The sequence below is a fragment of the Roseibium sp. R5 genome, assembly GCF_055755305.1.
On the sequence record NZ_CM146910.1, the window covers coordinates 4,754,386 to 4,778,418 of the forward strand.

The following is a 24,033-nucleotide window of genomic DNA, read 5'->3' on the forward strand; positions in this document are numbered from 1 at the left end:
TCTACTCGACATTGGGACGCGTATTTGCTCACCGGTATTTCGCGGCCGTAATGAACTCGCTGAACGCCTCGCACCACACTAGGACGGTGGTGTAATCCTCAATATTCACCCCATCCGGAACATCGGCGATGAAACCGTCGAAGGTCTTGATGTCGGCGATTTGAACAGCGCTTTCCCGAACAGCTTCAAACCCCGCTTCGTCTTCGACGAACTCCTTGACCAAGTACAGCTTGTAGTCCGGGCCGGGTGAGAGCGCACCGGTATGCACAATCTTGTCCTGAGACAGGCTGATAGAGCCTTCCCCCCAATGCAGGAAATCGCTTCCCTTGAGATCGCGGGTGAGCGCGGCTTGGTACTCTGCGGACTGGCTGGCTTCTGCAAGCAGCGCCGCATCGGGTCCTTTGGGCGCTGTCAGAATGGGCAGGAAATAGACCCCGAGCGCAAACCCCACGGCCAGCATTCCGCCATGGGAAACAAGCAGCACAAGCCAACGTATCATGGAGCATCTCCTAAGGGCTGTTCGGTCCGGTTCCGAAGAGATAAGCAGCAAATGCGCGCCTGCAATCAAGTCCAATTGACAGTTTTGTGGCCGTTCCGTCAGGCGGCGGCTTCGTCCCCCGGCTCTGTGCGCCAGCCAAGATCCGTCAGCGTCACAATCCGGTTGCCGCGCAGATCGGTCGCACAGACCAAAAACCCGCGCTCTTCCATATGGGACAAAAGCCAGCGGGCCCGACCCGGGGATCGGGTTCCATACGCCGTTGCAATCTCGATATTGCCCGGACACGGCGCTTTCGCGAGGGCCGCTTTTGCCAGCAACAGATAGACCCCGCGCATGTCTTCCGGCAGTTCGGCTGCGATGAGTTCGGCCTGCTGCCAGGCACTGTCATCCACCTCGCCTTTTTCAACACCGGCACGGGCAACCGACAGTTTTTCCCGGAAAGTCTGGAGATCGGGCGTCCCGCCGGTGAGTTTGGCGATCCGGCAGCGGACCTGAAAATCCTGGTAGAGCGAGGCGATGGGCTGAAACGCAGCCTCATCCTCATCGAGAATTTCGGAGATGATCTGATCGATCTTTTCCTCGCGCTCACCATGTTCAAACAAATTGTCGGCTTGCGGGATTTCGGCTTCTGCCGCATCCCCGGCACTGGTCAATTGGTTCAGAATATCATCCGTCGAGGCGACCGGCTCGGCGATCCTCGGCCGAACCGGGATCTCGTCGGGAGATCGGGTAAAAATCAGATCTTTGGCTTCTTCCTTCAGCTGCTCAGGCAAGGGCATCAGCTTCGGTCCGCCGCCGCGACCAGCCGTTTCAACCGGGCCGATCTTGACCGGAATCGGACGACGGGAAACCGCCGGGCCGAGCGCGATGAAATGGCCCCGGTCCAGATTGCGGAAGCTTTCCGCCTGCCGCCGCTCCATGCCGAGCAAGTCCGCCGCGCGGGCCATGTCGATATCGAGGAATGTCCGGCCCATCAGGAAGTTGGACGCTTCTGCGGCGACGTTCTTGGCAAGCTTGGCAAGACGCTGGGTGGCGATGATCCCGGCAAGCCCGCGCTTGCGGCCCCGGCACATCAGATCCGTCATTGCGCCGAGCGATCTGCGGCGGGCTTCTTCGGTGACTTCGCCTGCGGCGGCCGGTGCAAAGAGCTGGGCTTCGTCCACCACCACGAGCATCGGATACCAAAGGTCCCGGTCCGCATCAAAAAGACCATCCAGGAAGGTGGCTGCCGCCTTCATTTGACGGTCCGCATCGAGACCCTCCAGATTGAGCACAACGGATACGCGGTGCTGACGCACGCGCCCGGCAATCATTTTGAGGTCTTTCTCGGTCCCAACCGCATCGACGACCACATGACCGTATTTGTCCGCAAGGGTCACGAAGTCCCCTTCCGGGTCGATGATGGCCTGCTGCACCCATTGGGCGGACTGCTCCAGAATCCGGCGCAAAAGGTGCGATTTGCCGGATCCTGAGTTGCCCTGAACAAGCAAACGGGTCGCCAGAAGCTCTTCCAAATCGAGCCCGGCGCGTTTGCCTCCAGCCATGTCACCAATGTCGATTTGAACGGTCATGCACAACCGGGCGCACACCTGCGCCACCACCCTTTCTCTGCTGTCTATAAGACGCGAGTGAAAACGATTCCTCGGATCATGAAAAGCGGCTGTTGCGATTAGCAGAGGTTATCCCTGAAATCCACCCTGGGCCGCGGATTTCAGGCACAAATGCCGGCCGCCAGGAACCGATTTGTACAAGACCAAGAACACAGCAAACTCACACAACGCTTTACCAAGTCGCGGGAATTAAGTTTTTTCTCATGCAGTTATCAGATAACATCCAATAAAGGAGGTGCAAAATACAAAATACACAATCAGAAATAATATAACTCCTTAGATAACTACTTTATCGAACTTAAAGACAGCAGTATTCAGCCTAGATAATTTTGAAGTAAGATACGCCATTTGATCCCCGACATTTGGTCGGCAGAGCACACGAGGAGCAGCAAGGAAATGGTTGTCTTGTCTTCAAGAAGACTGTTCACCACCCTCTTCCGGCTTGCCATCGGCGGTCTTGCTGTCCTTTGGACAATCCTCCAGCCTGCGAACGTTCGCGCGGACGACTGTCCGAAAACCTTTCGCGTTGGCGCGTCCGATGATTATGAACCATTCAGCTATATCGGCGCTGACGGCAAACTGACGGGCCTAGATCTCCGGTTCGTTGAGCAGATCCTTGGTGAGGCGGGGTGCGATCCGCAGTTCCTTGTGATGCCTTTTCCCCGCGCAGTGGTCGAACTGGCAGCTGGGCGGCTCGACATGGTGATGTTCGCATCCGTGACCGCCGAACGCCAGAATTTCGCACTGTTTTCTCAGCCCTACCGGAACGAAACTGCGGGATTGATCGTCCGGGCTGGCGATCAGGGTGGATATCCCATCACCGAAGTTGGGGATCTTCTAAAACTCAATCTCCTGCTCGCTCATGATGTCGGGACCTATCGCGGCGACGCATTTGAAGCCTTCTTGAAGACCCCAGAGGCCAAGAAGAACATCGTGCAAGTAAGCAGCTCCAAGCAGAGCCTTGAGATGCTGCTGAAAGGGCGCATCAACGCCATCGTTGAAGCGCCTGCTGCCGTGTTTGCCCTCGCAGAAACACTCGGTGTGCGGAACAAGATCGCCGAACACCCCTTCTTGCTCTGGAGCGAACCGGTCCATTTCATGTTCAGCCGGAAGACTGTTTCTCCAGAATTCGTCGCCCAAATCGATGCCGTGTTGGCCGAAGCGGTGCAGACGTCCGAATATACATCACAGTTTGGGTCCATGAGTGTCGGCAGCCCTGCACATGCGGGTTCCGAGACAAATTGAGGATACTCAAAGGGAGCGTCAATGCCGCCAGCGCCATACCTTCAGATCTTCAGATCCCGCTTTTGGCTCCTATTTGCGGGCATACACCGAAGTAGCCTCAAAATGTGTGGCAAGTGCCTTTGCGCACTGTTTCTCTGTCTCGTCTCTGTGGCTCTTGTGGCTCCAAGTGCTGCCGCTGCAACACAGAACGCCTTGTGTTCAGAGCCGCTACGCGTGCGGGTATCGGGCGACTACTTCCCCTTCAGCCACCAAGCACCTGGCGGCAAGCTCATTGGCACAGATGTCGAGCTGGTTCGAACCGTCTTTGACCTCATTGATTGCCCGATCGAACTGGAAATCATGCCGTTCAAGCGCGCAATCGTGGAATTGTCACAGGGCAACATCGATATGGTTCCGTTTGCCTCCATCACGGAGCACAGGTCGAAGTTCGCCCACTATTCCGCCCCCTATCGGAACGAACTCGCCCGGCTGATCTTTCGAAAGGGCGAATCCGAAAACCATCCCATCTCAGACATCAACCACATCATCGACCATCAGCTGGTCGTGGGTCACGAGCGCTCGTCCTATCGCGGAAGGCTTTTTGACAGTTTCATGAGAAGCGACGCCGGGCAGCATCATGTCTTCCACACGACGACCACCACCGAAGGTATCCGGATGCTGGAAACCGGCCGGATTGATGCCCTGGTCGAAATGCCCAGCGCGGTTATGGGCGTTGCAAACCGGATGGGCTTGGAGGGGGCCTTTGAAGTGCACCCCTTTCCGGTGTGGGAGGAGCCTGTACATTTCATGTTCAGCCAACAGACTGTGCCGGTCCAGCTCGTCGATGCTGTGAGCGCAGCCATTAGGGAGGTCAGACGGACGGAAGACTACAAGGTGGCATTCGGGCACCTGGCTCTCCCCATTCCAGACACCGGCGATCCGTCAGCCCCCCTCATGGATTGAGGCTCTTCCCTTTGCCCGGTGAAGCACCACATCAATAAGCAAGTTATTAGGAGCAGGAGCTGACTGGATGAAGATCCACACCGATTTGTCGAAACGGGCCCAGGTTGATAGCGCGACCCTCGATTGGATCGCCTCTCCCATGGCGGGTGTGGAGCGGCGTATGCTGGAACGCGACGGCGAAGAGGTCGCCCGCGCAACCAGCTTGGTTCGCTATGCTCCAGGCTCCTCATTCTCAGCCCATTCCCATGACCTTGGCGAGGAGTTTCTGGTGCTCGACGGCGTCTTTACCGATGAGACCGGAGACTTTCCCAAAGGCATGTATGTCCGCAACCCGCCAGGCTCACGGCACATACCATCCAGCGAACCTGGAGCAGTCATTCTGGTGAAGCTGCGGCAAATGCAGACAGACGACGAAACGTTTGTCCGGGTCGACACGCTGGATCCGGCCGGGTGGCAGGCTGGCCGCACGGGTGAACATATACTTCCCCTCTTTGTGCGCCCCGATGAAGAGGTGGTGATGCTTCACTGGGAGAGCGGCGCAGCTTTTGGCGAGCAATCCTTCCCCGGCGGCGCGGAGTATTTTGTCGTCGATGGGGCCTTTGAAGACGAAAACGGCCGGTATGACCAAGGCACTTGGCTGCGTTTGCCGGCCGGCAGCAGTCAGACGATCAAGACAGAAAACGGTGCCCGGGTCTGGCGGAAAACCGGGCACCTTGCCGCTGATTAAGCGGCTGCCTCCAAAGACAGCTCAAAGCGGCCGTGAAAGGCAATCTCGCTCAAGGGGCGTCGGCCGCTTGGGCGTTCTTGCTGCTGAAGCTCTGGCGTCAACTGCTCTGCATCTCCGCGGCGGCCAATGGCAAAGGCGACATGGACCTTCAACCGTTCCGGCAAGCCCAGAACCTCGTCGGCCTGATCTCTGCGCAAGCCCGCCATGGCGTGCGTATGGTAGCCGAGCAGCGTGGCTTGCAGCGCAGCCTGGGCCCATGCCCCACCGGCATCAAACGCGTGAAAAATCGCCGGAACCGGTCCGTCTTCGCTGACGCCATCGACCAGGGAATCCGAAATCACAAAGACCAGGGCTGAAGCGCCAACAGCCCAGCTCCCGTTGAAGTCGTCCAGCAACGCGTAAAGCCGTTCAAATTCAGCATCTCCGCGCAGGGCGTAGACAAACCGCCAAGGCTGCGTGTTGAAGGCTGACGGTGCCCACCGTGCGGCCTCCAGGATGGTTTTCAAATCCGCTTCGGGCATCGGAGCCCCATCAAACGCGCGCGGGGACCAACGCTTCAAAAAAAGATCATCAACCGGATGGTCTGCAACACGGGTCATTTCCAAACTCCTTAAACCCAAGAACTGTGGCGATGCACATCAGATAGGCGATATTTATCTTTATATCAAGATACTTTTTTAAAAGATATTTGAATTCAAGATTTCGCACCTCTCCCATTGGTTAGAGACAAGGCTCCCCATTCGAAAACTCCTGTACGAGCCGCAATGCCCGCACTAGGCTGAGACCAACGGACATTTCATCAGATGAGCGCACATGACAGGGCTTTCAGAGCACAACCGCCGGCGCGGCCTGGTCTTTGCCATGGGCGGTCTCGGTGGGCTCGTGATGCTGGACGAGACGGTTCTGGGCGTTTCCCTGCCCGCAATCCAGTCGGAACTCGGATTATCGGCAACAACGGCACATTGGATCCTGAATGCCTACATGCTGGCGTTCACCTGTTTCGCTGCGATCGGCGGCAAGGCGATTGACCTGTTCGGCCTCCGTCCGGCACTGATTGCCAGCTGCTCGCTTTTCGCTGCCGCCTGTCTGATAGCCGGGTTCGCGGACAATGCGGCACTCTTGATCACGATGCGTGTGGTTCAAGGACTGTGCGCCGCGATCATGTTTCCAATCACTTTCGCTGCCGCGACTCTAACTTTCGAATCCGACGAGCGTGGCCGCGCGCTCGGTGTTCTCGGCGCGACCGCAACCCTGTTCCTGGCGGCAGGGCCGTTGATTGGCGGTGTCCTGACCGACCTGCTCTCCTGGCGATGGGTGTTTTGGATCAACATTCCGGTCGTTGGGACGGCTGGGATTCTCGCCTGTCTTCTCTGGCGCGCGCCGGACGCCACAAGTGCCCGGCCGGACATCGACCGCATCGGCCTCATTTTTCTGCTCGTCGGCCTTACGGCTTTGATTTTCGGATTGATGGAAGGACCAGATGCAGGCTGGGGGACACAGCTGATCTATTTGAGCCTTGCCGCTGGTATCGTTGGGTTGAGCGCCTTTGTGATCTGGGAAGTCCGCCAGACGGCCCCGCTTATTGACGTGCGCTTGTTCCAGTCCCCGGCGTTTACGGCAGGCGTTCTTGTTTTTCTGCTGACCCAGATGAGCAAAATCGTCGTCGCTGTACTCGTGCCGCAATATCTCCAGCTCGATCTATCCTATTCGGCTCTTTGGGCCGGTGCAGCGACCGTCATCGCCGTTTTGCCAATCCCGTTCCTGTCAGCACCGGCCGGAACGATCGCCGACAAATCCGGGTCCCGCCGCCCCGTTCTTGGCGGGCTGATCGTTTTGATCGCAGCCAATTTGTGCATCGGAACTGCAATGCTCCTGGACAATTATCTTTACCTCGCTCCCCTTCTTCTGATCTGGGGCATCGCCCTTCCCTTTGCCATGATCCCGGCAGGCAGGATCACGGCGAACGCGGTGCCGTCTGAAAAGCAAGGCGAAGTGAGCGGCTTGCTGATCACTTTCCGGTTGATCGGGGCAACGCTTGGCGTCACGCTCGGCAGCGTATTCCTGGCTGTCGATGCAGGCTTCCCGGCTGTTTTTTGGACGGTTGCGGCCATTTTTATCGGCTGCACAGCGTTTTGCTGGTTTGCCATCCGCCCGGAACAGCAGGCCGCATCATGACGGCGTCCTAACCGGATATTGACACTTTGACCCCAGGATCGGTGATACCGTTCGGGGAGGCAAACTGAAACGCTTGCCGCAACGGAGCAAAACATGGCGCAAAACCGCCCCCAGCCCAGACACCAGACGCTTGGCGAATTGATCGCCGACGGAACGATCCATGTGATTGGAATTGGTCTTGGTGTTGCCGCATCAATCATCCTGACACTGACGCTCTGGAACAGCGGTGATCTCGCCCGCCAGGTCAGTGTGCTGATCTATGCCGCGTGCCTGATGGCCATGCTGATCTGTTCAGCGCTCTACAACATGTTTGCAAAAGACCACAAAGCCGGAGTGCTGCGCCGGCTAGACCATGCTGCGATCTTTTTGATGATTGCGGGCACTTATACCCCGCTCGCGGCCATGATCATCGGCGGCTGGACCGGGGGTGTTCTGCTGGCCGTTGTCTGGAGCGGCGCCCTGACCGGAGCGATTGTGAAACTTCTAAACCTACAAGGGATGGACCGTTTGACCGTGCCGATCTGCCTGGGCCTTGGCTGGGTGGTGGTTTTCGTTGTCAAACCGCTTATGGAGAACGCGTCGGCCTTTGGTTTCTGGATGATCGTGGCGGGTGGTCTGCTCTACACGATTGGAACCGTGTTCTACGCTTGGAAAAACCTTTTGTTCCAGAACGCGATCTGGCATGCGTTCGTGCTCGCCGCAGCCGTTTGCCACTTCGCGGCGGTCTTGCATGATGTCGCGCTGGCAGCTCCGATGCCTTGAAAAAGCACCGGAACTTTTGAACTCAACCGCTTAAGTGGAGATGTCCTCGTCCTTAGTCAGGACAACGACCTTGGTGCGCAGCGGCACCCGGTCAAACAGGTCGATCACGTCCTGCTGCCACATGCGGATACAGCCGGACGAAACGCTCTTGCCGATCGATGATGGCCTATTCGTGCCGTGGATCCGGTACAGCGTGTCCACACTGCCTTGCCAAAGATCCATGGCGCGCGCGCCAAGCGGATTGCGCAGCCCCGGCGGAAAGCCCTTCTCCCAATACCGCTCAAGCGACGGCTTGCGCGCAATCATTTCCCGTGGAGGGCGCCAGATCGGATGTGGGCGCTTGACCCGGACCAAGGCTTCACCGGACCAGGCAAACCCTGCCCGCCCGACACCGATGCCATAGCGCAGCGCCTTGCCGCCCGGTAGCACCCAGTAGAGAAAGTTGTTGTAGGGGTCGACGATGATCGTGCCGGGCTTTTCGCGAGTCTTGTACTCAACGACCTGACGCAGATACTTCTCGTCAAACGCCTTGTAGTTGATCGCAGGCCAGGTGAAATCACCATCCGGCAACGCCGCGTAGGCAGATGCATAGTCGAACTCTTCGTCCGGCAACGGTGGCTGATCGGGCAAGCCGACGACCTGTTCATAGGTCTGGCATCCGGCGAGTGTTCCCGCCGCCAAAACCAGCCCGCCCGCCATCAGGCTTCTCCGGCTGAGACCTTTGCTCGGCGCAAGGGGGGCTTCGGTGCTTTCAAATGTCCGGCGCGTCATGAGACCTCCAAAATCCGGTCTCTTCATAAGTCGAGCATCGCAAGGAGTGCAAGTCACATTGCCTTCAGGCGCTTACATTTCCAAAATTTGCGGATAAAGTGGCATCCTCTTGAAAGCAGCCCGCCTGCCCCACCATTTTGTAGTTTCCAATAAAAACAACGGCACCCATCCATATGACTTCGCATATCCCGGCTTTTGACGGACACAATGACACGCTTTTGAAGCTGGAGATCGACGCGATCCGCGGAAAGACCCGCGATTTCTTCGAACGGTCCGACCGCGGACACATTGACTTGCCGCGTGCCAAGGAGGGCGGTTTTGCGGGCGGCCTGTTTGCCATGTTCGTTCCATCCAACCCGGAACAGGACTTCTCCAAGCCCTTTTCGCCGAGCGACAAACGGAACTTTCTTCCTGTTGAGCAGAAGTTGGCCCTCAGCTTTACCGAAAGGATGCTTGAACGAGCCGAACGGCTGGAAGCGGACTCGGACGGAGCCGTTGCCATTTGCCGGTCGCCGGATGCGATCGAAAGCGCCATGGAAAAGGACCAGCTGGCCATCAGCCTGCATATTGAAGGCGCGGAGGCCATCGACACCAATTTCTATGAACTTGAGGCTTTTTATAAGCGCGGGCTGCGCTCACTTGGCCTTGTCTGGAGCCGGGAAAATGCCTTCGGCTATGGCGTGCCGATGGCACACCCCCACAGCCCGGATATTGGGCCGGGCTTGACCGGTGCCGGCCGCGATCTGGTGCGCGCCTGCAATCAGATGGGTATTCTGGTGGATGTGTCTCATCTGAACGAAAAAGGCTTCTGGGATGTCGCACGCATTACAGACAAGCCGATCATCGCCAGTCACTCGAATGTCCACGCCATCTGTGCCAACAGCCGGAACCTGACCGACAAGCAGTTGGACGCCATCAAGGAAAGTGGCGGCCTCGTCGGCATCAACTTCTTCGTCGGATTTCTTCGTCCTGACGGCAACTTCAACCAGGACACGCCGCTTGACGTTGTGGCCGATCATGCCGCCTATCTCGTGGATCGGCTCGGCGAAGATGGCGTTGCCTTGGGGTCGGATTTTGACGGCTGCGCCCCGCCGAGGGACCTCAGCGACGTCACCGGACTGCCGCGTCTGGCCGAAGTCCTGGATGCACGCGGGTTTTCCAAACAGACTCTAGAGAAAGTGTTTTTCCGGAATTGGATCAACGCTTTGAAAACAAAAGCGAAATAGGCAAACCTGACCATATTGTTCAACATTCTCGCGAACTTGTGACCACTGATCGCGAATTAGCGATTGTTTTTCGAGGCACTCCATTCGAGGATGCATACATTGCAATTTTTGCAGATGTTGCTTGAAATGTGCATCGGTTTGCCGAACCGCCGACCATAATAAAAACACCAAACGGCTGATCCGGGTCCGGAAACCTAAAAACCCAATTAATCAAGGACATCTGCGTGCGAACTGGCACGCCCCATCGGCCGCTGTCTCCAGACCTGCGGCACAATTCGGGAAGAAGCTTCAGGGCCGGACAGGACGTTCGGCGCCTGAAACTGCTGTGACGGTTTGCCATTCATGTCGGTAATGGGGGCTGACTTGGTATTCGATGTTGGGGCAACAGATCCGCAGGCTGCGGGCTTTCAAGGCGAGCGCCGCAGACGCAAGGCTGACGCTGTCTATGACAATATGAAACGTCAGATCCTTTTGGGGGAGCTGACGCCTGCCAGCCCAATCACAGAACAATCACTCGCGCAGTCCTATAATTGCTCCCAAAGTACGATCCGAGAAGCTCTGTTGACCCTTCAGGAAGACGGGTTGGTGATCCGGCGCGGGTATCAGGGCACGTTTGTTACCCAAACGACCAACAAGGAAGCGATCATCCTTTTCCGGCTGCGCCTCAACATCGAAACCGCAGCCGTTGACCGGATTACGCCAGATATCACAGAAGATCAGCTGGACACCCTCCGCCAATTGGCAGCCCGCTATGACGACATCCGGGCCAAACGCGACAAGATCGGCATCTCCGAGGCAGATATCGCCTTCCATATGACCATGTTGCGTTTTGCCGACATGCCGGTGCTCGAGCCAGTCCTCCTGCGCACGCTGCTTCACCTGCACCGGTTTATCATCACCCGGCACACGAACAATCTGATCTGGATCGACAAGATCAAAGCCTCACATCACGAACTGATCGAGGCGATTGCCACCAAAGATCCTGATCAAGCTCGAAAAATGGCGATCCAGCACGCAACGACAAACACGATTGAAGTCACCGACGAGGTGCGGACGGAAGTCTTCGCAAAGATTTGAGCGGACCAGGCACCGCAATTAAACCGACAACATCCGGCCGCCATTGTGGTGACCCGATTACATGCGTTGCCAACGGCTGACTAAGCTGTCTCCATCATCTGCTGCTGGGTCAACATCGCGGCGCCAATGAGTTCTTTGGTATAAGCGTTCTGTGGTGCCTGGAAGATGTCGTCCACGGCTCCCGCCTCGACCACCTTGCCCCGCTGCATCACCATCACGGTGTCCGACAACGCCCGCACCACGGCAAGGTCGTGACTGATAAAGAGGTAAGTCAAGTCGTATGCCTTCTGCAGGCCGCGCAATAGCTCCACCACCTGTTTTTGAATGGTCCGGTCGAGCGCAGATGTCGGCTCGTCCAGAACGACAAACTGCGGTTTGAGAACCATTGTCCGCGCAATTGCAATGCGCTGACGCTGACCGCCGGAAAACTCGTGCGGATAGCGGTTGCGCATCACTGGATCGAGCGACACTTCTTCAAGCGCCTGACAGGCTCTTTGATCCCTGTCCCGGGCACTTAAGGAAGGCTCATGCACCAAAAGGCCTTCGGAGATGATCTGTCCGACAGTCATGCGCGGGCTCAAGGACCCAAATGGATCCTGAAAGATCAGCTGCATGTCCTTGCGCAAAGCACGCATGGCCGCCCGGTCCTTGCCCGAGACCACCTCCCCTTGAAAGACAACCCGCCCGCCGGCCGGCAGCAAGTTCAAAACAGCGCGGCCGAGAGTGGACTTGCCGGACCCACTCTCGCCGACAATACCCAGCGTCTGGCCCCGGCGCAGGGAGAAGCTGATATTGTCGACTGCCCTCAGGATATGGGTCGGACCAAAAAGCCCTGCCTCCAGAACAAACTCCACATCCACTTTCTGCGCTTCCAGAAGCACCGGTGTGTTGTCGGGCACAGGAGGCTTATGACCCGTCGGTTCGGCGTCGAGCAGCATCCTGGTGTAGGGGTGTTCCGGCTGAGTGAAGATGCGAGCTGTCTCGCCGCTTTCCAGCACTTCCCCGGTCTTCATCACATAGACCCGGTCCGCGATCCGCCGGACAATGCCAAGATCGTGGGTGATGAAGATCACCGCCATCCCGAGGCGTTTTTGCAGGTCGGCCAAAAGGTCGAGGATCTGCGCCTGGGTGGTCACATCGAGTGCCGTTGTCGGCTCATCTGCGATCAGGACATCGGGATCATTGGCAAGCGCCATGGCGATCATCACCCGCTGGCGCTGACCTCCGGACATCTCGTATGGATAGGCCTTGATCTTGCGTTCCGGCTCCGGAATGTTGACGAGCTTCAACAGCTCCAGGGCTTTCGCCTTCGCCTGTTTCCAGCTGAGGCCGCCGTGCACGACCATCGGCTCGGCGAGCTGGCGACCGATTGTGTAGAGCGGATCCAGCGAGGTCATCGGCTCCTGAAAGATCATGGTGATCTTCTTGCCGCGCACCTTGTTCAACTGGTGCGCCGGCAATCCCAGGATGTTGGTATCCTCGTACAGGACTTCGCCTTGCGTCCGGCCGTTGGAGGCAAGAAGCCCCATCGCAGCCATCAGTGTCTGGCTTTTGCCGGAGCCGCTCTCGCCGACGATAGCCACCGTTTCTCCGGGCTTCACATTGATATCGACGCCGCGCACGGCATTGACCGGACCGGTTGCGGTCTCAAAGTCGACTTTGAGGTCCTTGATCGCCAGGACCGGGCGTTTTGGGTCTTGCATGGGCCTCGCTCCTATCGGTCCTTGGGATCCAGCGCATCGCGCAAACCGTCGCCGATAAAGTTCAGCGCGAACAGTGTCGATGTCAGGAAGATGGATGGGAAGATCAGCATCCAGGCCGACCCTTGCAAATTGCGGGCCCCTTCGGAAATCAAAACGCCCCAACTCGTCATCGGCTCCTGGATGCCAAGACCGAGGAACGACAGGAAACTCTCAAGAAGGATTACCTTCGGCACGAGCAGGGTCATATAGACAACCACTGGACCGAGCGTATTCGGGATGATGTGCCGGCGAACGATACCGCCGTCGCCAACGCCCATGGCCTCGGCGGCCTGCACGTATTCCTGACGCTTTATGGTCAACGTCTGACCGCGTACGATCCTGGCCATGTCCAGCCATTCGACCGCCCCGACGGCAATAAACATCAAAATGAAATTCCGGCCGAAGAACACCACCAGCATGATCACGAAGAAGATGAAGGGGAGCGAATACAGGATGTCGACCACCCGCATCATCAGCTGGTCGGCCCGTCCGCCGAGATATCCGGACGTCGCTCCGTAAAGAACACCGATGGTAATGGCAACGACGGTCGCCAGCAGACCGATGGTCAAGGAAACACGGCCGGCAATGAACGTCCGGGTCATCAGGTCCCGGCCATTCGCATCGGTGCCAAAGTAGAAATGCAGGTAGTTGATGTCCGCTGTCAGCGTCGCGCGCTTGTCATCGTCTGCAAGGTCGCTCAAGGCGGCGTTTTTGAACAGGTCGCTTCGGTCGATATACCGCGTTGATCGTGGATCGATGGCCCGGCGGGAGGTCACTTGCGCCACCACCTGATCGCCAACCCGCTCATAACTTTCAAGACTCAAACGCGCCCGTTTCACAAGGGCTTCAAACGCCGGCTCAACCTGATCCGGTTTCGGGTAGGCGCCCAGGCTTGCCGGCACCTTCACATAGTCCCTGTAAACCGTGTCATAGTCATGCGGCGACAGGATCGGGCCAAAGGCCGACAACAACGCGATGGTGGCCAGAACAATCATGCTGGCAACAGCTGCCTTGTTCGCCAGAAGCCGGTCGCGGGCATCATCCCAGAGCGAGCGCCCGCGTTGCGGAACGTCGACGGTATCGGGTGTTGTGACAGACATGTGTGTTTCCCTCAGTCGTAGCGCACGCGCGGATCAAGCAGCGCATAAAGCAGATCCACGACCAGGTTGAAGATGATGACAAAACACGCCACGACGACCACGGTGCCCATGACGAGCGTGTAGTCGCGGTTCAGCGCGCCTTGCACGAAATAACGGCCGATGCCGGGAATACCGAAGATGGTCTCCACCACCACGGATCCGGTCAACAGGGCAGCCGCGGCTGGCCCCATATAAGACACGACCGGCAGAATCGCGCCGCGCAATGTGTGAACAACGATCACCAGGTAGTTTGTCAATCCATAGGCCCGAGCGGTTCGAACGTGGTTGGAGCGCAACGCCTCGATCATGGATCCGCGGGTCAATCGGGCAATCACCGCAATCTGCGGCAGTGCCAGTGTCACCACGGGCAGGATCTTGTTGACGAAGGCCCCATCACCCCAGCCCCCAACAGGCAGCCAGCCGAGCCAGACACCGAGCAAGAGCGTGAGCACGGGAGCCACGACAAAGTTCGGTATGGTCACACCCAGGGTCGCCGCTGCCATCACGGAGTAATCCGCCGGACCATTTTGCCGGAGCGCAGCTACAACACCCATGAGACCACCGACAACCAGCGCCAGGGCAAGGGCGCTCAAACCGAGTTGGATCGAGATCGGCAAACTGGCAGCAAAGAGTTCATTGATGGTGAAGTCGCGAAAGTAAAAGCTCGGCCCAAAATCGAGCTGCGAAATGGATTTCAGATAGAGCAGATACTGTGTCCAGAGCGGCTCGTCCAAGTGATAAATCTTGTTCAGATTTTCCATCACTTTGGCTTCAAGCGGGCGTTCGAGGTCGAACGGCCCGCCCGGCGCGATCCGGATCAAAAAGAAGGAGATTGTTACAATCAGAAAAATCGTCGGGATTGCGCCCAGCAATCGACCGAACACGTAGCGGGTCATCAGCTTGCCCTTCTCATACCACGATGATCTTGGGGTCAGGACTCATTAATGTGATCGAATTGGCACGGAAAACGGCGATGAGCTGCAAGGAAAAGCGCGATAAGCGGGCTTCCTGCCCGGCTGAGCGGTTTGACGCAGCGGATCGAAGCCGTTTTTGCATTCCGGAGGTATAGAGTGACTTTGCCCGGCAACGTCGTTGCAATCCTTTGAAAACCGGACGGTTTCCTGCAGCACTGCGCCTCGTATCCGAACAAATTCTTCCCTACCAATTCATTCAAATTAATGGGTCCTGGCCCTAAGCCAATAAGGCTGCCATCTTGCAAAACCGGCAGCAGCAGAAGATCCGCCGCTGCCAATTTCGAATGTTACCGTTATTGGGCAATGCTCATCCAGCGTGTCGGATGGATATTTTGAAGATTATCTTCAAATCCATTGACCGTGTCGGAGACGAGATTCATGGAGCCGTAGTACATCAATGGGATGAACGGCAGGTCACGCATGAACAGGGCTTCGGCCTGCTGCAGGAGCTGCGCGCGCTTTTCAAGATCAACGGTCTTTGCGGCCTCATCCATCAGCGCGTCATATTCCGGGTTGTTATACCGCGCGTAGTTGAAACCTGTGTTGTCGCTTTCCACCATAAACAGGAAGTTCTGAGGATCGGAGTAATCGCCGATCCAGCCGGCACGTGCCACATCGAAGTCACCCCGGTCCCGCAAATGCGCATAATGGGTGGCGACATCCGTGTTGAGCATGGACACTTCAACACCCAAAGGCTTCCACATATCGGCGATCGCAACGGCCGTGTTCTTGTGGTTTTCGGAGGTGTTGTAGCGGATCTCCAACTGCAGTGGATTGTCTGGAGAGTAACCAGCGCCGGCGAGCAGCTCGATCGCCTTGTCTTCACGGTCAATCAAGGACATGTCCTTGTAGTCCGCATAAGCTGGTTCACCGTAGTTGCCGATGCCTGGCGGAACGAAGGAATAGGCCGGGACCATGACGCTGCCCCAGATTTCCTCTGCAAGGAACTCCCGGTCGATCGCCATGGACAGAGCCCGGCGCACATCCGGGTTGGACAGCGCTTCGTCTTCATGGTTGAGGGCGTAATAGTAGTTGCCAAGATATGGCGCGACGCGGAACTGCGGTCCGAGCTCTTCCTTCATGAAGGCGACCTGTTCGGTCGGCGCATCGTTGTTGGTATGCAGCTCGCCGGCCTGGAACCGGCGCAGGGCCGCGCCCCGATCTTCAGTCGGATAGAAGATCACCGTATCAATCTGAACATTATCCGCATCGTGGAAATGCGGGTTCTTGTCGGCCTTCAGCTGGGCGTTCGGTGTGAACTCGACCAGCGTGAAAGGCCCGTTCGAAACGATGTTTTCCGGCTTCACGAAGTCCGTGCCATGAGCCTCAACGGTGGCCGGGTGCACAGGCAGTCCAGTCTGGTGACCCAGCAAGTCAATGAAATACGGGGTGGGCGCTTCCAAGGCGATTTCGAGCGTGCGGTCATCAATCGCTTTAACGGCCAGTTCTTCCACCGCCAAATCGCCGGTGTTGACAGCTTCGGCGTTCTTGATCGGGTACAGGATGTTTGCGTATTTTGCGCCTGTTTCCGGATTCATGATCCGGCGCAGCGAATAAACGAAATCGCCAGCAACCACCGGGTCGCCATTCGACCACTTGGCATCTTCGCGGAGCGTGAAGGTGTAAACAGTGCCGTCTTCCGAGGCTGTCCAGCTTTCGGCAACACCCGGGATAATTTCCCCTTTTGCGTTGTAAGCGACGAGGCCTTCATAAAGATCGCGCAGAATGTGCGCCTCATAGACGGTGGACGTCTTGTGCTGGTCCAGTGTTTCCGGATCACCCGTGTTTCCACGGTGATAAACCACTTCGGCCATGGCCGTAAGCGATGTTGCCGCCATCAGCGCGGCGGCGAGCGCGGTGACGCGTAAGGACTTGATCATATCGTTCTCCCCTCAGGATTTTTGTCAATTTAAGAAACGATGGCGATATACATTCCACGCCCATAACGTGCATTCAAGCACTGCCTGAATATGTTTCCACCAAGAATCCAAAAAGGCGATATTCTTCCAAATAATAGATCTGAATGGGAAAATATTTCCGATATTGTCGAGTGCAGCCAAAGAAGCCACGCTCGGCAAGCGATGCCAGATTACAATTTATAGTTGCTTTTACGGTATTGCGGCGCTGCTTGGAGAAACGATACTACACCTTCTTGGCGTCATAAACAAAACCGGCCGGCCCAAACAGAACGCCTGAACATGTGTTTACACTCTTCGAAACGTCCGGTCCGGAGCCGGCCGGGCTTGGTCAGCGGGTCTTCTGAGTATCAGTAACCGAGATACGAGGAACCGAGGCTGTCGCGGTACTTGTCGACCCATTTTGTGTTGATCGCCTTCACGGTGCCGTCAGCTTCAATTTCCTTGAAACACCGGTCAAAGTCGGCCGCAACCTTCGCATCCCGGAACGCCATGGTGTACGGGCTGGAGTCAAACACGGCCTTGAAGGAAACAGACTGATTGGGATCGAACCGCAGATCGCTTTGGCCGCGAAGCTGCTGATTGTACTCCGCAAACAGCATGCCGTCGCCGATGATTGCGTCGACACGCCCGCCGAACAGCGACCGGCTCTGAGTAATCTGGTCTGTCACTTCCCTGTAGTCCGCAAACGATCCGGTGTGGTCGGCAAGGCCCGGAATAATGCTTTCAGCGCCTTTGAAGCCGATAACCTTCTTGCCGGAAAGATCCGGCAAACCGTCGTAGCTGGCACCACTGTCCGTCAGAAACGAGACACCGTTCTGATAGTGGATATAGACGCCGGTCGCGGTGCCATCGATCGGCATGCCCATCGGAACAGTCGCGACGGCATCGCCCTGCCCGTTCTTGAAACTTTCCCAGTGACGTGTGAACGGCTGAATGTTGAATTTGACCGTGTGACCGCATTTCTCAAGGGCCGCAGTAATCAGCTCTGCCTCGCGGCCGCCGCCACCGTCAAGAAACATGGGTGGCAAGTTGCCCGCCATTACGGTGATCTCGTCCGCCCATGACGTTGCCGGTTGCAGAGCCATTGTCAGGAGGACAGAAAAGAGGGCTGTTTTTTTCATCGATTTTCCCAGTGTCTGGAGGCCAATTAGGACACCATCCAAATCGATAGCTATGAAAAACAGCTTAATCTGGCTCGCTGTATTTATCGCACTGTAATTACTACTAAGTAATTCAAACTTAATTCGAAATTTCGAAAACTTTACCTGCGGTTTGACGCAGGGACTGCCTCTTGATCCCGAAGGCCTTGCCTCCAAAAAAGCTCGGCTATTTACGACAAAGAAAACCGACGCGCAGTCAGCGCGCCGGTGCGATCAGTTTGGATCCACACACAAACAAACAGGGCTCACCGGCAGAATCGATGTTTCCCGCTGTAAGCCAGATACGTGCCGGTATTTGGGTTAAAGGACTTAAACTTACGGGCACAATACGCGTAGTACTCCGGTGTAAACGGCGCGAGCCCGGTCTTGGTGTACGGGACCCGCTGAGGGGCGCCCGGGTAGACCACGACCGGCGGCGGTGCAATGTAGAGGGGTGGATTGATCCGAACTCGAGACCGGTAGCGATAAGGGCGCTTGTAGTACGGACGATAGTAAGGCCGGTGCGGTCTATAGTAACCGCCGCCATAATACCCGCGGCCGCCGTAGTAGGCGCCGCCACGATACCCGCCAGTTCCAAAGGAAAAGCCAATGCCGCCGCTGCCGATGTAGATGGAATCTGCTTTCGCAGTTTCCGTTCCGCTTACCAGCACTCCGGCTACAATCACTGCAAGGCCGAACACTGAAGCGGCTGCAAGTCTCATTGCTGCACGCGTCCGTCGGCGCATCAGATCAGTTATTTCATTCAAGCTGCGACCAGTCACCGTTGACGCCTCCACGTTTGCCCGGTTGCTTTGCCCCTGCCTTCAGTGATCACTATACATGCTTTCATGGCCAAAATCGTCCGCCTGACGATCAATTCTTTCAAAGCCGTTTCCGGCTGAGCTTGCAAGCCGCTCCCAGCGCCCGTAAAACCCGGCGCCAGACCCTCAATTCCCAGACCGGACACACATGGCACCTCCTCCGCTTTTGACCCTTCGCGACGTTCATCTGACCTTCGGTGGCACCCCGCTTCTGACCGGCGCCGAACTCTCCGTGGCAGAAGGGGAACGGCTGTGCCTTGTCGGGCGCAATGGCTCGGGCAAATCGACCCTGTTGAAGATCGCCGCCGGAATGGTGGAAATGGACACCGGCGAACGGTTTTTTCAGCCGGGCCGGACGATCCGCTACCTGCCGCAAGAACCGGACCTGTCGGCCTATGCCTCCACGCTGGACTACGTGAACGAAGGACTGACGGATGGCGATGATCCGTACCGCGGTGCTTATCTGCTAGAGGTTCTGGGGCTTACCGGACAGGAAGATCCGGAAGCGCTTTCCGGCGGCGAAGCCCGCAGAGCGGCCCTTGCCCGCACGCTTGCCCCCGAGCCGGATATTCTCCTCCTCGATGAGCCGACCAACCACCTCGATCTCCCGGCCATCGAGTGGCTGGAAGAAGAGCTGAGAAGCCTGAAATCCGCCATTGTCCTGATCTCCCATGATCGCCGCTTCCTGGAAAACCTTTCGCGTGCAACGGTCTGGATCGACCGGGGCATCTCGCGCCGCCTCGACAAGGGCTTTGCGCATTTTGAAGCCTGGCGCGATGAGGTCTTTGAACAGGAAGAGGTCGACCAGCAGAAGCTCGCGCAGAAGATCAAGCGCGAAGAGCACTGGATGACCTATGGGGTCACCGCGCGGCGCAAGCGGAACATGCGCCGGGTGCGCGAGCTGGCCGATCTGCGCAAGCAAAAACGGGAGCATCGCGGCCCGCAGGGCACCGCCAAACTCTCTGCCGCCGAAGGCGAAACCTCCGGCAAACTGGTGATCGAGGCCAAGGGCATCTCGAAAACCTATGGCGACCGGTCCATCGTCAAGGACTTCTCGTCTCGCATCCAGCGCGGCGACCGAATTGGCCTTGTCGGCCCGAATGGCGCAGGCAAGACAACGCTTTTGAAGATGCTCACAGGCGAGCTGACCCCAGACACCGGCTCGGTGCGCCTTGGCACCAATCTTGAGATGGTGACCCTCGACCAGAAGCGGGAAAACCTCAACCCGCAGGACAGCCTGTCCTCCGTCCTGACCGGAGGACGCGGCGACACGGTCATCATCGGAGACGAGACCAAACACGTGATGTCCTACATGAAGGACTTCCTGTTTTCGCCCGAACAGGCCCGGACGCCCGTCGGCGTGCTGTCAGGTGGCGAGCGCGCGCGCGCCCTGCTTGCCCGGGCGCTGGCATCGACATCCAACATGATGGTGCTCGACGAGCCCACCAACGATCTTGATCTGGAAACGCTCGATCTCCTGCAGGAGCTGCTCGCCGACTACAAGGGCACGGCGCTGATCGTCAGCCACGACCGTGATTTCCTCGACCGGGTGGCGACATCGGTCATTGTCTCTGAGGGCACCGGGGTGTGGCGGGAGTATGCGGGCGGCTACACCGACATGCTCGCCCAGCGCGGCGCGGGCGTCAGCGCACGCAAAGTGGAAAAGTCAGCGCCGTCCAGGAAGGAAAAGGCCCAAGGGTCAGCACCTTCAGAGGAAAAGCCGAAAAAGAAATCGAAACTCAGCTTCACCCAGCAGCATCTGCTTAAGTCTTTGCCTGAAGACATCGAGAAAATTGAAGCGCAGCTTGAAAAACTTCAAAGCGACATGAACGACCCGGAGCTCTACGCGAAGAACCCGGACAAGTTTGCCAAGTTATCCGCACAAATCACTGATCTTTCGACCAAAAAAGATGAAATGGAAGAACAGTGGCTCGAGCTGGAGATGCTCAACGAGAGCTGAGCGGTGGTGTGTGGCGCGGAGAACAGCCGTCACCGTCCCGGCCCTGAGCCGGGACCTACACTCCCACCAGCGGCCTGAAGCTTTCACGCGAAACGCAGAGCTCTCCAAATGCGTGGATCCCGGATCTCCGCTTTGCTGCGTCCGGGAAAGTGCAGCTCTTCTTCCCAACGTCATCCCGCCCCCGAGCGGGGATCCATGCCGTTGCCTATCCACTCGATGAGACGCGATTTGGGCACGGTCACGGGATGGATTGGCCGAGTGTGGAACGTCGCGAGCTCAGCCGACCTTGTGCACATGAAAAAGGGGCGCCCGGGCCTCTCGGACGCCCCTTCAGAGCCCCCCTGGATTATGGTTCGGTTTGGCTCTGATCTCGGTATTTCAATTTGGCCGGATTAAGACCGGTTGCCGCGATGCGCCCATCCCGTCATTCGCATTTCCAGCCATGCCATTAGTGCGTACATAATAATACCCAGAACAGCGAGAGCGACAAGCCCTGCCCATACGAGCGGAACGTTGAACTGGGACTGGGCCAGCTGCATCATGTAGCCAAGGCCTGAGTTGGCCGCGATGGATTCAGAAATCACCGATCCGACGAAAGCCAGCGTGATCGCCACTTTCATCGAGCCGAACAGATAGGGCATCGCTCGTGGAATGCCGACCTTCAGCATGATGTCGTGCTTCTTGGCCCCCAACGCCCGCAACACGTCCTCCATCTCCGGTTCAATGGTCGCAAGACCGGTGGCCACATTCACAACGATCGGAAAGAACGCAATTAGGAATGCTGTCAGGACAGCGGGAATGGTGCCGATGCCGAACCAGATCACGAGGATCGGAACAACGGCGACCTTCGGGATCGAGTTGAAACCGATCATGATCGGGTAAAGGCCTGCATAAATCGACCGGCTCCAGCCGATCGCAAGGCCGAGCGCCATGCCGCCAACAACGGCCATAATGAAGCCGACAACGGTCGTATAAAGCGTCTGAACAGAGTTCTTCCAGATTGGCGACCAGTACTTCACGGTTGCCGCCCAGATATCTGAGGGCGCCGGCAGGATGATCACCGGGATATCGAGAGCCTGGACAGACCCCTCCCAAAGAACAAACAGGCCAATTGCCCAAAGCCAGGGCGCAGCGGTAATCCAACGAGAGTCAGTCATGCAGCGGCCCTCGCATCGGCGATCAGGTCGCGCAGTTCGTGAACAATGTCATTAAAGGCGCTCTCATAGGTCAGCTCGATCGGACGCGGACGGTCAAAGGGCACTTCCCGCTCACGGATGATCGTGCCCGGGCGGGCGCTCATGACAAAGACCTTGTCTGCAAGGAACACCGCCTCGCGGAGGTCGTGAGTGACAAGAATGGTCGTGAAACCTTTTTCCGCGTGCAGATCGCGCATGACCTGCCAAAGCTCTTCCCGTGTAAAGGCGTCGAGCGCGCCAAAGGGCTCGTCCAGCATCAAGAGGGCCGGGTCATGAATTAGTGCCCGGCACAAATTGGCGCGTTGCTGCATGCCGCCAGACAATTGCCAGGGATACTTGTCGCCAAAGCCTGACAGGCCGACCAAATCCAACAGAGCTTCCGCCTTCGCCGTATAGGCCTGCTTTTCGGAACGGAATTTGGATCTGTGCGGCTGCACGATCTCAAGGGGCAGCATGACGTTTGCAAGTGAGGAGCGCCAAGGCAGCATGGACGGGTTCTGAAAAGCCATGCCGGCAACGGACACCGGACCGTCAACTTCGTGCCCGGCAACTTCGATCGTGCCGTTCTGCGGCGCGATCAGGCCGGTGGCCAGTTTCATCAAGGTCGACTTCCCGCACCCGGACGGGCCGACGACGGCAGCGAATTCGCCTTTTTTGACGCTCATCGTGAGCCCATCAAGGGCGAGCGTCCCATCTGCTGCGCCGCCATAGGTCAGGCGGACATCTCTTAAATCTACAAATCCGGTCACTGAATGATCCGCTAGAAAAGGAAGGAGACCGCAGCCGGGTCGGCTGCGGCCATAGCATCGTAGAGCGGCAAACTTACTTCAGCATGCGCTCTTCTTTAGGCGGCAGATAGCTCGCATCGAAGACGCGCTCCGGTGCGGGAGGCGTGGCGCTGACACCCATCGAGCCCTGGAGGTATTCCATGGACTTCGTCAGCTTATCCATATCGACACCCCCAAAGCCGTTTTCCTTGACGGCCGGTGTTGCGATGGAGCCTTCCACAGCCATGGTCAGACGCTCGATCTCAACGGCTTCATCGAGAATTTCGTTGCGCTTCATGACGTAAGGGATCGCAGCGGCCGGATCGGCAATTGCGTCCAGATAGCCTTTGGTCAGGGCTTTCAGGAAACCTTTCACGGCTTCCGGGTTTTCTTCAGCAAAGTCCGTGTTGGTGATCACCACGTTGCCATAAAGACCCAGACCATTCTCACCCATCAGGATCAGGGAGATGTCGTCTTCCGGAACCCCTTGGGCTTTCAGGTTGATGACTGAGGAGAAGGAGAACCCGAAGATCGCATCGACCTGGCCTTGTGCCAGCATCGGCTCGCGCACCGGGAAACCGACGCTTTCAATTGTGATGCCGGACGTGTCGATGCCTGTGACATCAACAAAGGCCGGCCATTGGCCGAAGGCCGCATCCGGCGGCGGGGCGCCAAGGGTTTTGCCTTCCAGGGACTTCGGGTCTTCCGTGACACCCTGGCTTTTGCGGCCAATCACAGCGAAAGGCGGCGTTTCATAGGCCATCATAACGGCCTTCACCTTGAGATCCGGCTGATCGTCCAGCACCTTGATCAGGGCGTTGATGTCGCCAAAGCCCATATCATATGTGCCGGTCGCAACACGCGGGATCGACTCACGAGAGCCCGCTCCGGTGTCGATCGTCACGTTCAGATCTTCGTCGGCGAAGTACCCTTTGTCGAGCGCGATGAAGAATGGCGCTGCCGGTCCTTCGAATTTCCAATCAAGCGTGAACTTGATGTCCGTCGCTGCAAGAGCCGTGGAAGATGTTAGGGCCAGAGCGAGGGCCACCCCTGTGAGAAGACGCATATTTTTCCCCTGCATTTGAAGATGGTTTCGATGACGTTGAAATCAATATGCTCAAAAATCAAGCAGTACTTTCGACTGCTCATCATCTGCGCAGGGCGTGCCCAATAGTTTTGCTACGGGTTTCCAGGGCAACAAGTGACTGAGTTTGCTGACTTTCCGTTGGCTGCCAGCCTTCATTTGGCCTCAAGATAAGCCGAAACAGATCATGAGGAGCGACGTCAGGTGCTCAGAATATCCGCGCCATAATTAGACCAAGCGGTCAAGACACGCGGATAT

21 protein-coding genes are annotated in these 24,033 nt (G+C 57.4%); 8 read left to right on the forward strand and 13 right to left on the reverse strand.

All coding sequences use genetic code 11. The features are described from left to right. Positions 1-28 precede the first annotated feature (28 nt). Complete coding sequence (locus AC0J4F_RS22310) at positions 29-499, reverse strand: DM13 domain-containing protein (protein ID WP_473024781.1); 471 nt, start codon at positions 497-499, stop codon at positions 29-31. Positions 500-597: 98 nt separating this feature from the next. Then, positions 598-2,070, reverse strand: coding sequence for a helicase HerA domain-containing protein (locus tag AC0J4F_RS22315; RefSeq protein ID WP_473024782.1), 1,473 nt, complete (start codon positions 2,068-2,070; stop codon positions 598-600). A gap of 435 nt (positions 2,071-2,505) precedes the next feature. On the opposite strand from AC0J4F_RS22315, the gene AC0J4F_RS22320 reads away from it, so the two are divergent. From AC0J4F_RS22320 to AC0J4F_RS22330, 3 genes are all read left to right on the forward strand, one after another. Beyond that, positions 2,506-3,354, forward strand: coding sequence for a substrate-binding periplasmic protein (locus AC0J4F_RS22320; protein ID WP_473024783.1), 849 nt, complete (start codon positions 2,506-2,508; stop codon positions 3,352-3,354). Between the two features lie 102 nt (positions 3,355-3,456). Then, positions 3,457-4,296: a substrate-binding periplasmic protein gene (locus AC0J4F_RS22325; protein WP_473024785.1), complete on the forward strand. Its 840-nt coding sequence runs from the start codon at positions 3,457-3,459 to the stop codon at positions 4,294-4,296. 67 nt (positions 4,297-4,363) lie between these two features. Further along, on the forward strand, positions 4,364-5,023 hold the full coding sequence (locus AC0J4F_RS22330; protein ID WP_473024786.1) for a cupin domain-containing protein: 660 nt from the start codon (positions 4,364-4,366) through the stop codon (positions 5,021-5,023). Here AC0J4F_RS22330 and AC0J4F_RS22335 read toward each other — a convergent pair. Continuing rightward, positions 5,020-5,622, reverse strand: a complete 603-nt coding sequence (locus AC0J4F_RS22335) for a nitroreductase family protein (RefSeq protein ID WP_473024787.1) — start codon at positions 5,620-5,622, stop codon at positions 5,020-5,022. The two genes, AC0J4F_RS22330 and AC0J4F_RS22335, sit on opposite strands and share 4 nt — an antisense overlap. A gap of 214 nt (positions 5,623-5,836) precedes the next feature. Between AC0J4F_RS22335 and AC0J4F_RS22340 the strand changes: the two genes are divergently transcribed. Next, positions 5,837-7,198: a DHA2 family efflux MFS transporter permease subunit gene (locus AC0J4F_RS22340; protein ID WP_133952899.1), complete on the forward strand. Its 1,362-nt coding sequence runs from the start codon at positions 5,837-5,839 to the stop codon at positions 7,196-7,198. Positions 7,199-7,291: 93 nt separating this feature from the next. Continuing rightward, entirely contained in the window at positions 7,292-7,960 is a 669-nt protein-coding gene (gene trhA / locus AC0J4F_RS22345; RefSeq protein ID WP_133952900.1) for a PAQR family membrane homeostasis protein TrhA, read from the forward strand. 30 nt (positions 7,961-7,990) lie between these two features. Here trhA and AC0J4F_RS22350 read toward each other — a convergent pair whose 3' ends face one another. Continuing rightward, a complete protein-coding gene (locus AC0J4F_RS22350; RefSeq protein WP_133952901.1) occupies positions 7,991-8,731 on the reverse strand; it encodes a L,D-transpeptidase in 741 nt (246 codons plus the stop codon). A gap of 173 nt (positions 8,732-8,904) precedes the next feature. Between AC0J4F_RS22350 and AC0J4F_RS22355 the strand changes: the two genes are divergently transcribed. Together AC0J4F_RS22355 and AC0J4F_RS22360 are read left to right on the forward strand one after the other, a co-directional pair. Continuing rightward, the gene (locus tag AC0J4F_RS22355) at positions 8,905-9,957 is read left to right on the forward strand and encodes a dipeptidase (protein ID WP_473024788.1); all 1,053 of its coding nucleotides are present in this window, start codon (positions 8,905-8,907) and stop codon (positions 9,955-9,957) included. Between the two features lie 363 nt (positions 9,958-10,320). Then, positions 10,321-11,034: a GntR family transcriptional regulator gene (locus AC0J4F_RS22360; protein ID WP_473024789.1), complete on the forward strand. Its 714-nt coding sequence runs from the start codon at positions 10,321-10,323 to the stop codon at positions 11,032-11,034. Between the two features lie 80 nt (positions 11,035-11,114). Here the strand turns inward: AC0J4F_RS22360 and AC0J4F_RS22365 are convergent, their stop codons facing one another. From AC0J4F_RS22365 to AC0J4F_RS22390, 6 genes are all read right to left on the reverse strand, one after another. Next, positions 11,115-12,737: an ABC transporter ATP-binding protein gene (locus tag AC0J4F_RS22365; RefSeq protein ID WP_133952903.1), complete on the reverse strand. Its 1,623-nt coding sequence runs from the start codon at positions 12,735-12,737 to the stop codon at positions 11,115-11,117. An 11-nt stretch (positions 12,738-12,748) separates the two neighbouring features. Continuing rightward, positions 12,749-13,876, reverse strand: a complete 1,128-nt coding sequence (locus tag AC0J4F_RS22370; protein WP_133952904.1) for an ABC transporter permease subunit — start codon at positions 13,874-13,876, stop codon at positions 12,749-12,751. A gap of 11 nt (positions 13,877-13,887) precedes the next feature. Further along, a complete protein-coding gene (gene oppB / locus AC0J4F_RS22375) occupies positions 13,888-14,811 on the reverse strand; it encodes an oligopeptide ABC transporter permease OppB (protein WP_040451699.1) in 924 nt (307 codons plus the stop codon). Positions 14,812-15,182: 371 nt separating this feature from the next. Continuing rightward, positions 15,183-16,769 (reverse strand): peptide ABC transporter substrate-binding protein, encoded by a 1,587-nt coding sequence (locus tag AC0J4F_RS22380; RefSeq protein WP_473024792.1) that lies wholly within the window; start codon positions 16,767-16,769, stop codon positions 15,183-15,185. Positions 16,770-17,155: 386 nt separating this feature from the next. Beyond that, on the reverse strand, positions 17,156-17,929 hold the full coding sequence (locus tag AC0J4F_RS22385) for a substrate-binding periplasmic protein (RefSeq protein WP_420338309.1): 774 nt from the start codon (positions 17,927-17,929) through the stop codon (positions 17,156-17,158). Between the two features lie 284 nt (positions 17,930-18,213). Then, on the reverse strand, positions 18,214-18,669 hold the full coding sequence (locus tag AC0J4F_RS22390) for a BA14K family protein (protein ID WP_473024794.1): 456 nt from the start codon (positions 18,667-18,669) through the stop codon (positions 18,214-18,216). Positions 18,670-18,916: 247 nt separating this feature from the next. On the opposite strand from AC0J4F_RS22390, the gene AC0J4F_RS22395 reads away from it, so the two are divergent. Then, positions 18,917-20,728 (forward strand): ABC-F family ATP-binding cassette domain-containing protein, encoded by a 1,812-nt coding sequence (locus tag AC0J4F_RS22395; protein ID WP_473024795.1) that lies wholly within the window; start codon positions 18,917-18,919, stop codon positions 20,726-20,728. Between the two features lie 392 nt (positions 20,729-21,120). On the opposite strand, the gene AC0J4F_RS22400 is transcribed toward AC0J4F_RS22395, so the two are convergent. The 3 genes from AC0J4F_RS22400 to AC0J4F_RS22410 all read right to left on the reverse strand — a co-directional run bounded on the left by AC0J4F_RS22400 (position 21,121) and on the right by AC0J4F_RS22410 (position 23,757). After that, complete coding sequence (locus tag AC0J4F_RS22400; protein ID WP_473024796.1) at positions 21,121-21,885, reverse strand: ABC transporter permease; 765 nt, start codon at positions 21,883-21,885, stop codon at positions 21,121-21,123. Beyond that, positions 21,882-22,673 (reverse strand): ABC transporter ATP-binding protein, encoded by a 792-nt coding sequence (locus tag AC0J4F_RS22405; RefSeq protein ID WP_133952909.1) that lies wholly within the window; start codon positions 22,671-22,673, stop codon positions 21,882-21,884. The genes AC0J4F_RS22400 and AC0J4F_RS22405 overlap by 4 nt, the downstream gene beginning before the upstream one ends. Positions 22,674-22,746: 73 nt before the next feature. Beyond that, entirely contained in the window at positions 22,747-23,757 is a 1,011-nt protein-coding gene (locus tag AC0J4F_RS22410; RefSeq protein WP_166672866.1) for an ABC transporter substrate-binding protein, read from the reverse strand. Between the last annotated feature and the right edge of the window lie 276 nt (positions 23,758-24,033).